The following is a 13,147-nucleotide window of genomic DNA, read 5'->3' as shown; positions in this document are numbered from 1 at the left end:
TGCGATGCTCGCCATGCGTGAGGCATATCAGCGCCCCGCGCCTTGGCTCGCCTGGCCAGCCACATCGCGCGTGACAGGCGCCTCGTCGAGATGACGAAACACCCAGGCGGACACCAGCGTGATGACGCCCACGCACACGAAGCTCAGGCGGAAGCCGAGCGCCGCCGATCCCCATTGCGCCGTGAACAGATTCACCAGCCCGCCGCCGATGGAGACGCCCAGCCCGATCGCGAGCATCTGCACCATCGAAAAGAGGCTGTTGCCGCTGCCGGCATCTTCATGCGAGAGGCCTTTGAGCGTGACGCTGTTCATCGCCGCGAATTGCATGGAGTTGGCGCCGCCGAACACAGCCAGAATCACGATCTCGACGATGAGCGGCGTGCCACGCGTAATCAATGCGAACGCAACGATCGCCGACCCCACGATCACCGTGTTGACGAGCAGGAACGTGTCATAGCCATAGCGCCGCACGAGCGGCGCAATCCAGCGTTTGGTGAGGGTGCCGGCCAGGGCGGCGGGCAGCATCATCAGGCCGGAATGCAGCGGTGAGTAACCCAGTTGCAATTGCAGCAGTAACGGCACGAGGAACGGTACGGCGCTCGAGCCGATGCGGCACACCAGGTTGCCGATCAGACCGACGCTGAAATTCGGCTCGCTGAAGAGCGAGAGTTTGAAGAGCGGATTGCTGCGGCGCCTCGCGTGCGGAATGTAGGCGAGCGCACTGATCACGGCGAGCGCGAACAGACCCGCCGACCATGCCGCGCGGTGCGTCTCGACCGGCGCCTCGACGGCCAGCGAAAAAGTGATCATGCACAGCGACAGCAGCCCGCAACCGACGAAGTCGAAGGGCGGCGCCCTGGTTTCTCCATGCGCCGGCAAAAACCGCTGTACCGCGTAGAGACCCAATGCGCCGATCGGTACGTTGATCAGAAAGATCCAGTGCCACGTGATGGCCTCAACGAACCAGCCGCCGAGCGTCGGCCCGGCGATCGGCCCCAACTGGCCGGCAATCGAAATGAACGCGAGCGCCGACACGTATTGCTCGCTCGAGACGCTGCGCAGGACGGCAAGCCGGCCGATCGGCAGCAGCATCGAACCGCCCAGCCCTTGCAGGACCCGCGCCATCACCAGCTGACCGAGCGTATGTGCGCTCGCGCAGCAGATCGAGCCGAGCACGAACACGAGGATCGCCGCGAAATAGACGCGCCGCGTGCCGAAGCGGTCGGCGAGCCAGCCTGAAGCGGGCGTGAGCATCGCCATCGTCAGCGTGTAGGCGACCACGATCGGCTGCATCGCGAGAGGCGCGACGTGCAGGCTGTTCGCAATCGACGGCAACGCCGTGTTGACAATCGTCGTGTCGAGCGACTGCATGAAAAAGCCGGCGGCGACGATCCACAGTAGCGCGGTCTGGGCGGAATCCTTGTTCATTGTTCAATTGAGCGACCGGGCGGCGGGGGCAGACAGACCGGCGGGCCGTGCTCGAAGCAATTGTTGGGGGGATTCCGTCATGATATTGACATTGTCGTCAATCGGGAACCCCACTAGGAGCATTGACTGTTATCGACTTTGCCGATAACCGGGACGACAATGGCCCATGCTCAATCCCATCTGGCTCAAGACCTTCGCGACAGTCGCGGCTTGCCACAGCTTCACCGAGGCGGGGCGGCGACTCGACCTCACTCAGTCGAGCGTCAGCGAACATATCCGCCGGCTCGAACAGAGTGTCGGGCGGCGCCTGTTCGTGCGCGACACCCATTCGCTCGCCATGACCCCGGACGGCGAGGCCATGCTCGCGCACGCCAGCGTGATCCTGCAGGCGCTCGCGCGGGCCGAGTCGCAGTTTCGCGCGCCGCGTCTGAAAGGGCGTGTGCGGCTCGGCTCATCGGACGACGTCGCGCTCGGGCCGCTGCCCACGGTGCTGGCGGCGTTTCGCGACGCCCATCCCGATGTCGAACTGGAAATCACCATCGGCATGACGGGCAAGCTGTACGAGTTGCTGGACGCCGGTTCGATCGATTTGCTGGTGGGGAAACGGCGTCTGGGCGACCGCCGCGGCGTGCCGCTTTTCACGGGGCGGCTGGAGTGGCTGGCGCGCACCGGCACGCTGGTCGATCTCAGCCAGCCCTTGCCGCTCATTCTGGTTGCCGAGCCGAGCGTGACGCGCGCCGTGGTGCTCGATGCACTTGCCGAAGCGGGTTTCAGCTGGCAGGTGGTGTGCACGAGCAGCAGTCATGCGGGCTGCATCGCCGCCGCGCGGGGCGGGCTCGGCATCACGGTTCGTCCGCAGTATCTGGCCGCGCGGGGCCTGGCGCCGCCGCTCAACGCGGCCAGTTTGCCGACGCTGCCCTCGGTGGAATTCATCGCGCTGGCCGCCAAACGGCTAAGCCGTCCGGCGGGCACGTTGCTGCAATTGCTGCACGACAGCGATTTGCGCGGGTCGTGGATCGGCGAATGAAGCCGCGCGGGCGGCGCCTGAGCGGGTGGCGTGACCCGAGGCGCTGTTTCGCTTAAGCGGGCAGGGCTGCCGCCAACGCGTCGAACTCCGCGCCCCACGCTGCGCGCCATGCGCGTCGCGTCGCTTCGTCGACCCATGCGCCGTCGATGCCGTTCAGCATGAACTGCCGCAACTCGGCGATGCTGAAGCCGAAGTGGCTAAACATCAATTGCCATGCTTCGCTCGGCGTTACTTTGTGCAGCGTGGGGTCGTCGGTGTTCGGGTGAATTTTCAGGCCCATGCCCGGCATGCGCCGCATCGGATGCTGCTCGGCCCAGACTTCTGGGGCGAGCGTGCGCAAATAGTAGGAGTTGGTCGGCACCACGGTGAACACGATGCCGCGCTCTGCATAGCGAGCCGCCAATTGAGGGTTGTCGACGATCGTATAGCCATGATCGATCCGGTCGCATTGCAGCAGGTCGACGGCCGTCTCGATATTGCGCCACGGCATGCCGAATTCGCCCGCGTGCGCGGTGGTTTTGAAACCGGCGTGACGTGCATTGCGGTACGCCTTCCAGAACAGCTCCGGCGGCCTGTCGTTCTCGCGATAGTCGATACCGAGGCCCGCCACTTCGTCCGCGCGATGCGCGCACATCCATTCGACCAGCGCGACCGCTTCGTCGGGATCGGCTTCGCGGTCGATGCTCGGGATCAGCCGCGCGCTGATGCCGAAATCGCGCGCGGCGTCGCGAATCGCGGTGACGATGGCCGCTTGCGCATCCGCATAGGGAATCTTCGAAACGCGCACCGTGCCGGTAGGATTCCAGAAGAACTCGCTATGACGTACCTGATGCGAGGCGGCATCGGCGAGATATTCATAGGCGATGCGATGCAGGTCGTCTGCATGCGTGAGCAGATGTTCGTCGAGCGCGCGCAGCACACGCAGCACGCCGACGGGTTTTTCGCCGCGCGTATAGAACGCGTCGATCTCTTCGCGGTCGATCGGCGCGTTGCTCTTTTCGGCGAGCGCGACGAAAGTCTCATGACGCACCGCGCCCAGAAGGTGGCAATGCAATTCGACCTTCGGGAGGGCGGTGAAGAAGGCGCGATGGGCGTCGGTCAGCGTAATGCCGAGGCGCGATGTGGGCACGTTGCCCAATGTCTCTTTCATGTCGGTATGGTTTTCGGTAGTGCGTAAGACTCGACGCAAATTCAGTTTAGTGCAAATGCAGGATGAAACGTGCCGCTGCGTTGGGTCGCTAAAGTTAAAGTGATGAACTCAATGCGGTTTGACCACGGTATAGAAGTAATAGCCGAGCGGCACGGCCAGCACGTAAAGGCCCCACGGTACTTCACGGAAACGTCCGGCGAGCAGCTTGACGAGGACGTAGCAGAGCAGGCCGCCCGCGATGCCGGTGCCGAAACTGTTCGACATCAGCGTGAGCAGCACCATCGAAAGAACGGGCAGCGAGTCGCTGAAGTCGTCGAAATGGGTATGGCGAATCGTGCTGAACATCGACAGCCCGATCAGCATGAGTGCCGGAGCAGTCGCTTCTTTCGGAATGGCCAGCGCGACCGGCACGAACAACAGCATCAGCGCGAACATCGCGGCCGCGGCGAGCGAGGAAAGACCGGTACGCCCACCCGCTTCAACGCCTGCCGCCGATTCAACCAGCGCGGTGAGTGCCGGAATGCCGAATACCGGACCGAGGGTTGCGGCAATCGAATCGACGAGAAACGGCCGGTTGATATTCGGCAAATTCGCGTTTTCGTCGAGCAGATCCGCTTTGGCGCCGACGGCGAGCGTGGTGCCGAGCGTCGAGAAAAACTCCGCCGCGAAGAACACGAACAGATAGGGGATCGCGGCCGCGCTCAATGCACTTGCAATGTCGAGCTTGAACGCGATCGGCGCGATGCTATGCGGCCATGACAGAAGCGACGCGGGCATATGCGTGACGCCGAGCGGCACACCGGCGCCGGCTGCAATCAGGATCGCCCACAAAATCGCGCCGGGAACGCGGCGGCCTTGCAGCACGACCGCCGCGCCGAGCCCGATCAATGCGACCAGGGTGCCGGGACGCGAGAAATCGCCGAGTGCCAGCGCATTGGTTTTCGCGTTGGCGACTACCATCCCTGCGTTACGGAAGCCGAGCACCGCGATGAACAAACCGATCGATGCCCCGAGTCCGAGTTTGATCTGCGCCGGAATCAGGCGCACCACGAGACTGCGCGCGCCCACCAGCGTCAGGATCAGGAACAGTACGCCGGACACGAACGCAATGCCCAGACCCGTTTGCCATGCGACGTGTTCGCCTGCGAGCGTAATGCCGAGAATCACCGAGCCACCGATGCCGGGCCCCACCAGAAACGGCAGATTCGCATACAGCGCCATCAATACCGTGCTCAGCACGAACACGAGAATCGTTGCGGTGGTCGCCGCGCCGCGATCCATGCCGCCCGCCGACAGCAATGACGGAATGACCACCAGCAGATAGGCGGCCGCGAGAAACGACGTGATGCCGGCGATGGTTTCGATACGCACGCTGGTTTTACGCTCAGCGAGCGCGAAACGCCGTTCGAGCCACCCGCCGCGCGCGACGGGTGCCGGGTTGTTTGTCGTCGGCATTGAAGATTCGTTATTGATCAATTGATTCATCCTGTAACTACGCCATTTATACTGCTGCGCATTGCGTCGATGCATTGCACTCCATGACCGACCGTTCGTCCCTGCTGCCCGCGCTCACGCTGCGGCAAATCCAGTACTTTGTCACGCTTGCGCATGCACGCAGTTTCACGCAGGCCGCGCAATCGCTCGCCTTGACCCAGCCGGCGCTGACCGCGGCGATCCGGCAGATCGAATTTCTGCTCGGCGGCCCGCTGTTCGCGCGTTCCGCGCATCGGCTGACGCTCACGCATGCGGGCGCCAGCGTGCTGCCGCTCGCGGAGCGGCTGCTGAATCAGGCGCGCGGCACCTTCGACGATATGGCGAGCACCTTCGCCGAACGCGTGCAGACGGTGCGCATTGGACTGATTCCGTCGGCAGCGGCGCGCCTGTTGCCCGCGCTCGTCTTGTTGCGTGCCCACCAACCGTCGCTGCGTTTCACGCTGAACGACATGCCGAACACCGCCTTGATCGATGCCGTGCGCCAGGGCGCGGTCGACTTCGGCGTCGGTGTGCACGAGCCCGATGCGACCGCGGCGGATAACGACGGCGAAGCCGCGCTGCGCTACCAGGATCTGTTCGAGGATCAGATCGTGGGGGTGGTGCGGCGCGACGATCCGCTCGCGCAGAAGAAGAGCCTTGCGTGGGCAAAGCTGGTGGGCCGCGATCTGGCGGTGTTCGTGCGCGGTAGCGTCAGCGATGCGTTGCGGCGCACCGGCGGAGCCGAAGGTCTGCAACTGACGGTTGCATACCGCGTCGAGTACACGGAGCCGTTGTACGAACTGGTGCGCAACCGTCTGGCGATTGCGGTGCTGCCCAGTCTCTACACCATGCATCTGCATGACACGGAACTGATCGCGTTGCGCCTCGACAAGCCGTCCGTCACCCGTTCGATCGCGCTGATTTCGCTCGCTGGCGACGATCGCGGCCCGCATGTGCGTGCGTGCCGCGAGTGGATCGCCGCGCATATCTGACGCAACGCGCGCTGGATGCATGAGCGTTGTCGAGTCTTTCACCGATTCACGGCAGCGTGGCGAGCCGGGCGCGCAAGGCGGCGTAAAAACCGTCCGCGTCGACTTCGGTGATCCAGGTCGCGTTCGGCTTACGGCCGCTGTGCCCGCTCCAGTCCACCACCGTTTCACCGAGCGTCCATTCGCCGACTGTCTCGATCATCACGTTGACCTCGCGTCCTTTGAATAGCGACGGCTCGATCAGGTAGCCCGTCGCGCAGGGGTCGTACATCGGGGCTTCTTCGACACCCTTGCGTCCCTTCTGATACGCGACTTCCGCAGCCATGATGTCGGCGGCCATCGTGCCGCAGCGATTGCCGAGCGCCCGAATCGGCGCGATCCGTGCCGGCGTGATCATCGCTTTCACGGCGACGTCGCGCGGCAGCACGACGATCGGCACACCACTTGCGAACACGACTTGCGCAGCCTGCGGATCGACGTAGATATTGAATTCGGCCGCGGGCGTGATGTTGCCACGTTCGAAGAAAGCGCCACCCATCAGCACGATTTCGCGGATGCCATTGCGAATCTCCGGTGCTTCGATGAGCGCGGTGGCGAGATTGGTCAGCGGTCCGAGCGCGCACAGCGTCACGCTATGCGGGGGCGCCGCGCGCAAAGCGTCGATCAGAAAAGCAACCGCGTGTTGCGGCGCGACAGGCGCGAACGGTTCGTGCAGCGGCACGCCTTCGAGGCCGGTCTTGCCGTGCACATTGGCGGCTGTGATCAGTTCGCGTGTGAGTGGGCGCGGACAGCCCGCATAGACCGGCAAAGATTGCGACCGCTCGGCCCAGTCACGCACGATGCGCGCATTGCGCTCGGTGAGATTGAGCGGCACGTTGCCCGCGACCGCCGTGATCGCACGCACCTCGAGCCGGTCGTTCGCGCCGAGGGCGAACAGGATGGCAATTGCGTCATCCTGACCGGGATCGCAATCGATGATCACGCTGCGGCGCGCGCCGCTTTGCAGAGCCGCGCTATTCGAAGATGACGTGCCACTTGCCGCGTTATCCGCCCCGCCAGCACCCGACGCGGCGGCCAGCATCGGCCACGCCGACGCACTCGCAGCCAGTCCCATGGCCGTGCGCAAAAACGCGCGCCGGTCTTGCGTTGGATCGAAGACGTTCATCATGGTCAGAACACGTGGCGCATGCCGACCGTCGCGATCATCTGACGTATGCCGGTGGATTGAGCGTAGGCAAAAATCTGCGCGTGTTGCGCGTCGCCAGCGGCTTGCTGCGCGATCACCGTCAACGCGACGTCGGTGCGTTTGGACAGGAAATAATCGGCTTGCAGATTGACCTGATGCCATTTGGGGCTCGTGTTGATCACATCGTATTTGCCGTCAGTGAACGCATAGGCCGCGCCGAGAATGAACGCGGGCGTCACGTGATAGTTCAGGTTCAGGTTGTAGTTCTGCAAATGCAGATGTGAACCGTCGAGATAATCGTAGCGGACATCGGTGAAGAGCGCTGCAAATTGCGCGGGACCGACCGTATAGAAGCCGCCCGTGCCGAAGATGCGCTGCTTGCTCGCATACGCCGCCGGATGCAGCGCGCTCTTCGCGAAGATCAGCAGCGACGAGGCATAGTCGTTTGAAATCGCGCCGTCCGGATTAGTCGCGCTAAACGGGTTGTTGTACTGCGCGTAGACCGCGCTCCACTTCAGCGGGCCGTTCTCGTAACCGGCGCCGAAGCTGTACGCATTGTTGTTGGCGAAACCGGTGGCGTTGCTGAAACCATATTCGGCCGTGGCCTTCAGGCCGCGGTAGTCAGGCGTCACGTATTTCACCGCGTTTTGCACGCGAATGTCGTTATAGCCGTTGTCGTTGTCGCCGATGTTGACGCCGTTGCTCGCGATGATCACCGGGCCGACGTAGTCGTGCACCGTGTCGTACTGACGGCCGAACGTCAGCGTACCGAACGTCTTGCTGGCGAGTCCGACAAACGCCTGGCGGCCGAATTCGCGGCCGTTTTGTGACGCGGTCCCGCTCATCACGTTAAAGCCGTTTTCCAGCTGGAAGATCGCGGTCGTGCCGCCGCCCAGATCTTCAACGCCCTTCAGCCCCCAGCGCGGATTCTGGTTGGTTCCCGAGAGTGCCTGCCACGCGTTCTTGCCGCCCTGATTCGTCGCATAGCCGACGCCCGCCGAAATCAGGCCATACAGCGTCACGCTGCTTTGCGCATGGGCGGCGCTGGAGAGTGCGCCGGCGATCGCGAGAGGGGCGAACTTGAGTAGTTTCATCGTGGTCCAGTAGCGGGAAAGGAGGGCGCCTTGCGTAGGGCGTATTCGAACTGGGCTCGACTATACGAAGTCACCGGCTATAAAAATAATGTTGTTTTTTTATAGTTCCATAAATTTAATCTATTCAAAGAGGTCCTTGCCGGCCATCGGCGAAACCGGGGGACGACCGCGACTCTAGCGTCCTTACCGCCTGTAATGGCATCGTTGCCGGGTTTCGATCGATTCTGTATGGTGGGTCTCATTGACCTATCAGACGAGAAGAGATCCCGAATGACGCTCCCCGCAGACCAGCTTTCGCAACCGGTTCGCTCCGATGTTCTGATCATCGGCGCGGGCCCCGTGGGTCTCTTTGCCGCTTTCGAAGCGGGCGTGATCGGCCTGTCATGCCAGATTGTCGATGCGCTCGACAAGATCGGCGGGCAGTGCACGGAGCTCTATCCGGACAAGCCGATCTACGATATTCCCGCGATTCCGTCATGTACCGCGCGCGAGCTGGTCGAGCGTTTGATGGCGCAATGCAAGCCGTTCGATGTGCCGATCCATCTCGAGCAGAGAGTCGAGTCGGTCGAGCAGCGCGACGACGGGCGCTGGACTGTGTGCACGGACCGCGGGCTCATATTCGATGTGGCGGCGATTCTGCTAGCCGCCGGGAATGGTGCGTTCGTCCCGCAAAAACTGGCGCTGGCCGAAGCCGTGCCGCTGGAGTCGCGCCATGTGCACTACAGCGTGCCACGTCTCGCGGATTTCGCAGGCAAGACGGTGGTGGTGGCCGGCGGCGGAGATTCCGCGCTCGACTGGGCGCTGGCATTGCGCCAGGTCGCGCGGCGCGTGACGCTGGTGCATCGTCGCAACGGCTTCAGTGCGGCGGATTCGAGCGTGGCGTCGATGCGGCGGGCGGTCGAGGCGGGCGAGATGGACTTTATAGTCGGCGCGATTTCGGGGCTTGGTGTCGAGGACGATACGTTGAAATCGATCGCGCTGCGGCATATCGAAGGCGAAACGCAGCTCGAAGCGGAGCAACTCGTCGTGCTGTACGGTCTGGTCGCCGATCTTGGACCGATCGCGAAATGGAATCTGTCGACCCACGGCGGTCGCGTCGATGTAGATACGTCCAACTACGAAAGCTCGCGGCCCGGCATTTTCGCGGTCGGCGACATTGCCAACTATCCGAACAAGCAGAAACTGATTCTGTCCGGTTTTCATGAGGCATCGTTAGCGCTACGCAAGGCGTATACGTATGCGTTTCCGGAGAAGAAACGGGTCCATGTCCATTCCAGTTATGACGCGAAGCTGGCGGAAAAGGTCGGGGCGGCGGGTTAAGGGTCCTGCAAGGTACCGGGTTTGCTGCGCACGGGGTGGCAAAACGGCGTTTTCAGTTGTCGAATGGGTAACGTTGGACAACAAGGAGGATATGAAGACAGGCCGGTGTATGCTTTTGGGCAAACCACTTGATTCTTCCCACTATGAACAAGACAGGCGCCGCTTCCGCAAGCGGTCACGGCGGGTCCGCTCAGGAGCCGCCTGCGCTCCGTGCGAACACACCCTTGGAGGTCGATTACTGGGCGCTGGTCCAGTCGATCGAGGATTACGCAATCTTCCTGCTGGACCCGACCGGGCATATCGTCAGCTGGAATGCCGGTGCGCAGAAGCTGAACGGCTACGCGGCACACGAGATCATCGGCGCGCACTTCTCCCGTTTTTACACTGACGAAGCCGTGCAGCGTGGCTGGCCGGCTTACGAGTTGCAACAGGCCGCGCTTACCGGCCGCTTCGAGGACGAAGGCTGGCGGATTCGCAAAGACGGCACGACCTTCTGGTCGAATGTGGTCATCACGGCGGTGCGCAATGAGGCTGGGCTGCTGACCGGTTTCGCCAAGATTACCCGCGATCTGACCGCGCAGCGCGAGTATCTGGAAGCATTGCGGCGAAGCGAGGAGCGCTTCCGTCTGCTGGTCGACAGCGTGAAAGACTACGCGATTTTCATGCTCGATCCGGATGGCTGTATTGTGAGTTGGAACGCGGGCGCCGCGCGCATCAAAGGCTATACGCGCGACGAAATCATCGGCCGGCATTTTTCGACTTTCTATCCGCCCGAAGACGTGGCGGCCGGCAAACCGGTGCGCGAGCTGGCGATCGCGAAGCAGATCGGCCATGTCGAAGACGAGGGCTGGCGCGTGCGCAAGGACGGCACGACCTTCTGGGCCAACGTCAACATCACCGCCATGTATGACGAATCGAACCAGCTGCGCGGTTTCGCGAAGGTCACCCGCGACCTGACTGAGCGCCGTGAACGCGAAGAACTGGAGCGCTCCGGCGAGCGCATGCGCAGATTTCTCGCGACCCTCGCCCACGAGTTGCGCAATCCGCTGGCGCCGGTGCGCAACGCGGTTGGGGTGATGCAACTCGAAGCGGGATTGAGTCCGACGTTGGCGCGCTCGCGCGATATGATCGACCGTCAGGTCACCCATCTCACACGTCTGGTCGACGATCTGCTCGACGTCGGCCGCATCATGTCGGATAAGGTCGATTTGCGCGTCGCGCGCGTCGATCTGGCCGAAGTGGTGGTGCGCGCGATCGAAGCCGCGCGGCCGTTCACCGATGCACGCGAGCAGAGTGTGGTGCAACACATGCCGGCCGACCCGCTTATCGTCGACGGCGATACGACGCGGCTCGTGCAGGTGCTGCAAAACCTGTTGCACAACGCATCGAAGTTTTCGCCGTTCAATAGCCGCATCGAGATCTTCGGACGTCTCAATCATCGCATGGCTGTGCTGGAAGTGCGGGACCATGGCCGCGGCATTTCCGTACGTTCGCTCGATGCGATCTTCGAGTTATTCGTCCAGGAGAAAGATAAGCAGAGCGCCGGCGAAGGGGGCCTCGGCATCGGCCTCACATTGTGCAAATCGCTGGTTGAACTGCATGGCGGCAGCATCATCGCGAGCAGCGAGGGAGAAGGCTGTGGCAGTTCGTTCACGCTCAGTCTGCCGTTGGCCGAGGCGCCCGCCGAAAGTCAGTCCGATCAGGCTGATGCTGCGGCAAACGCGGTGTCGCCGTTGCGTATCCTGCTGGTGGACGACAATCGGGACTCCGCCGACAGCCTCGCCATGCTGCTCCAACTCAAAGGCCACGAAGTCCGCATTGCCTACGACGGCGCGCAGGCGCTCGAAGCCGCGCCGCGCCTCGCGCCCCATGTTGCACTGATCGACCTTGCCATGCCAAAAATGGACGGTTACGCGACGCTGGCGGCGTTGCGCGAAATGCCCGCGCTGGCCCGTACCGTGTTCGCCGCCATGACGGGCTTCGGTCATGCAAGCGATCGCGAACAGACGCGGGCGGCCGGTTTTGACGCCCATCTCGTCAAGCCAGTGGAACTCGCGTTGTTCGACGCGTTGCTGGCGCAGGCGGAGGCCCGGCGCCAGCAGCACGGTGCCGGCTAACGGTCCCAGGCGAGCTTCCTTCAACCCGCGGCGCTGCATGCCGCGATCCTCAGCGCGCTCTATCCCCTGAACCATTGCGTGCCTCCAGGCGTTCGATGCCTGAGGCACGCCGCTTGCTGTTTGTCTGCACGCGCTGCGGCTATCGAAAGTCCGCGCGCCTAGATCGAACAGTTCCAGGGAGGCGCAATGCTCGATACGCGTGATCGTGCGGCCGGCGTGAGTGCGCGGCGGCCGGAAAAAGTCAGCAGAATCCACACTCGCGATCCTCATGCGGCACCTGTCGCGCAGCAGGCTGTGCGCTCCGCCAGGCCGCTCGAAGATTTTCTGCATGACACGCGTTTCGATGCGGCCGATCCCGCCGCGCTGGGCGATGTTCTGCGCACGCTGGTCGAACAGGGCTACGACCGTTTGCCCTTCATGCCATTGCCCGGGCAGGGGCAGACGCTGGCGCGATGGCGTGCTCTCGCCGCGGTTGCGGCGTGCGATCTCGGTCTCGTCAAACTGTTCGAAGGGCATACCGATGCGCTGGCGATTCTCGCCGAGTTGCGTGGCCCCACGCCGTCCCCTGACAGTCGTTGGGGCGTGTGGGCCGCGGAGCCGCCTGATGCGCGTGTTCGGGCCAGCCGGCGTGAGGTGCGTCCCGGTAATGCCGGGCAACTGCAGCTAAGCGGCACGAAAGCCTGGTGTTCGGGAGCGGGCGTAGTCAGTCACGCGCTCGTCACCGCATGGCTTGACGACGAACCGGTGCTGGCTGCCGTCGCGATGGATCACGCGTCGATTTCGATCGACCTGTCGACGTGGCAAGCGGTCGGCATGCAGTCCACGGCGAGCGCTGACGTCACCTTCGATCAGACGCCGGCCACGCTCGTGGGTGCGGCGCATGCATATGTGCGCCGGCCTGGTTTCTGGCATGGCGGTGCTGGCATTGCCGCGTGCTGGTATGGCGCCGCCGCGCAGATCGGCCGGAGGCTGCGTGCGGCGTCCACCCAACGCGCCGACGCGCATCGCAACGCCCACCTTGGCGCGGTCGATGTTGCGTTAGCAAGCGCCGCCGCGGTGCTGCGCGAAACCGCCGCTCATATCGACGCGAACCCGCGAGCCGATTCGCAGCGAGCAGCCATGCGCGCGCGCCTCGTCGTTGAAGAAGCGGCAACTGCGGTGATGAGTCATGCGACGCGCTCGCTCGGCGCCGGTCCGCTGTGCCGCGATGCGCACTTTGCCCGTGCGCTGGCCGACCTGCCGGTGTTCTTGCGGCAGAGCCATGCCGAACGCGATCTTGCCGCACTCGGCGAGTTGACCGTCAAGGCAAAGTTCGACTGCAACGCCGCTGCCGGAGGTGCGCCGTGGATGCTCTGATGCACGA

At 63.4% G+C, this 13,147-nt stretch carries 10 protein-coding genes; 5 read left to right on the top strand and 5 right to left on the bottom strand.

Annotated elements, in window-relative coordinates; translation table 11 throughout:
* Positions 1-27: 27 nt before the first annotated feature.
* Positions 28-1,428, bottom strand: a complete 1,401-nt coding sequence (locus tag PQQ52_RS28590; protein ID WP_408218961.1) for a DHA2 family efflux MFS transporter permease subunit — start codon at positions 1,426-1,428, stop codon at positions 28-30.
* A gap of 166 nt (positions 1,429-1,594) precedes the next feature.
* Here PQQ52_RS28590 and PQQ52_RS28585 point away from each other — a divergent pair, with 166 nt between their 5' ends.
* Complete coding sequence (locus PQQ52_RS28585; RefSeq protein ID WP_408218958.1) at positions 1,595-2,455, top strand: LysR family transcriptional regulator; 861 nt, start codon at positions 1,595-1,597, stop codon at positions 2,453-2,455.
* Between the two features lie 52 nt (positions 2,456-2,507).
* Here the strand turns inward: PQQ52_RS28585 and add are convergent, their stop codons facing one another.
* Together add and PQQ52_RS28575 are read right to left on the bottom strand one after the other, a co-directional pair.
* On the bottom strand, positions 2,508-3,605 hold the full coding sequence (add, locus tag PQQ52_RS28580) for an adenosine deaminase (RefSeq protein WP_408218955.1): 1,098 nt from the start codon (positions 3,603-3,605) through the stop codon (positions 2,508-2,510).
* A 108-nt stretch (positions 3,606-3,713) separates the two neighbouring features.
* Positions 3,714-5,060, bottom strand: coding sequence for an NCS2 family permease (locus PQQ52_RS28575; RefSeq protein WP_408218953.1), 1,347 nt, complete (start codon positions 5,058-5,060; stop codon positions 3,714-3,716).
* A gap of 83 nt (positions 5,061-5,143) precedes the next feature.
* Between PQQ52_RS28575 and PQQ52_RS28570 the strand changes: the two genes are divergently transcribed.
* Positions 5,144-6,070, top strand: a complete 927-nt coding sequence (locus PQQ52_RS28570; RefSeq protein ID WP_408218950.1) for a LysR family transcriptional regulator — start codon at positions 5,144-5,146, stop codon at positions 6,068-6,070.
* Between the two features lie 46 nt (positions 6,071-6,116).
* Here PQQ52_RS28570 and PQQ52_RS28565 read toward each other — a convergent pair whose 3' ends face one another.
* Positions 6,117-7,235 (bottom strand): nucleoside hydrolase, encoded by a 1,119-nt coding sequence (locus tag PQQ52_RS28565; protein WP_408218947.1) that lies wholly within the window; start codon positions 7,233-7,235, stop codon positions 6,117-6,119.
* A 2-nt stretch (positions 7,236-7,237) separates the two neighbouring features.
* Positions 7,238-8,347, bottom strand: a complete 1,110-nt coding sequence (locus PQQ52_RS28560; protein ID WP_408218944.1) for a porin — start codon at positions 8,345-8,347, stop codon at positions 7,238-7,240.
* A 270-nt stretch (positions 8,348-8,617) separates the two neighbouring features.
* On the opposite strand from PQQ52_RS28560, the gene PQQ52_RS28555 reads away from it, so the two are divergent.
* The 3 genes from PQQ52_RS28555 to PQQ52_RS28545 all read left to right on the top strand — a co-directional run bounded on the left by PQQ52_RS28555 (position 8,618) and on the right by PQQ52_RS28545 (position 13,140).
* The gene (locus PQQ52_RS28555) at positions 8,618-9,667 is read left to right on the top strand and encodes an NAD(P)/FAD-dependent oxidoreductase (protein ID WP_408218941.1); all 1,050 of its coding nucleotides are present in this window, start codon (positions 8,618-8,620) and stop codon (positions 9,665-9,667) included.
* Between the two features lie 143 nt (positions 9,668-9,810).
* Positions 9,811-11,784, top strand: a complete 1,974-nt coding sequence (locus PQQ52_RS28550) for a PAS domain-containing hybrid sensor histidine kinase/response regulator (protein WP_408218939.1) — start codon at positions 9,811-9,813, stop codon at positions 11,782-11,784.
* 186 nt (positions 11,785-11,970) lie between these two features.
* Entirely contained in the window at positions 11,971-13,140 is a 1,170-nt protein-coding gene (locus PQQ52_RS28545) for an acyl-CoA dehydrogenase family protein (protein WP_408218936.1), read from the top strand.
* Positions 13,141-13,147: the final 7 nt, after the last annotated feature.

Origin of the sequence: Paraburkholderia sediminicola (assembly GCF_046030555.1) — a bacterium.
GTDB classification, from domain to species: Bacteria; Pseudomonadota; Gammaproteobacteria; order Burkholderiales; family Burkholderiaceae; genus Paraburkholderia; species Paraburkholderia sediminicola_E.
Note: the sequence above shows the minus strand (reverse complement) of the source record. Positions and strands in the feature narration are given on the sequence as shown.

What these genes read in the sequence shown, in the direction of transcription:
- PQQ52_RS28545 (WP_408218936.1), top strand. Translation starts at nt 11,971, where the DNA reads ATGCTCGATACGCGTGATCGTGCGGCCGGCGTGAGTGCGCGGCGGCCG.
- PQQ52_RS28590 (WP_408218961.1), bottom strand. Translation starts at nt 1,428, where the DNA reads ATGAACAAGGATTCCGCCCAGACCGCGCTACTGTGGATCGTCGCCGCC.
- PQQ52_RS28565 (WP_408218947.1), bottom strand. Translation starts at nt 7,235, where the DNA reads ATGATGAACGTCTTCGATCCAACGCAAGACCGGCGCGCGTTTTTGCGC.
- PQQ52_RS28585 (WP_408218958.1), top strand. Translation starts at nt 1,595, where the DNA reads ATGCTCAATCCCATCTGGCTCAAGACCTTCGCGACAGTCGCGGCTTGC.
- PQQ52_RS28575 (WP_408218953.1), bottom strand. Translation starts at nt 5,060, where the DNA reads ATGCCGACGACAAACAACCCGGCACCCGTCGCGCGCGGCGGGTGGCTC.
- PQQ52_RS28550 (WP_408218939.1), top strand. Translation starts at nt 9,811, where the DNA reads ATGAACAAGACAGGCGCCGCTTCCGCAAGCGGTCACGGCGGGTCCGCT.
- PQQ52_RS28570 (WP_408218950.1), top strand. Translation starts at nt 5,144, where the DNA reads ATGACCGACCGTTCGTCCCTGCTGCCCGCGCTCACGCTGCGGCAAATC.
- PQQ52_RS28560 (WP_408218944.1), bottom strand. Translation starts at nt 8,347, where the DNA reads ATGAAACTACTCAAGTTCGCCCCTCTCGCGATCGCCGGCGCACTCTCC.
- add (WP_408218955.1), bottom strand. Translation starts at nt 3,605, where the DNA reads ATGAAAGAGACATTGGGCAACGTGCCCACATCGCGCCTCGGCATTACG.
- PQQ52_RS28555 (WP_408218941.1), top strand. Translation starts at nt 8,618, where the DNA reads ATGACGCTCCCCGCAGACCAGCTTTCGCAACCGGTTCGCTCCGATGTT.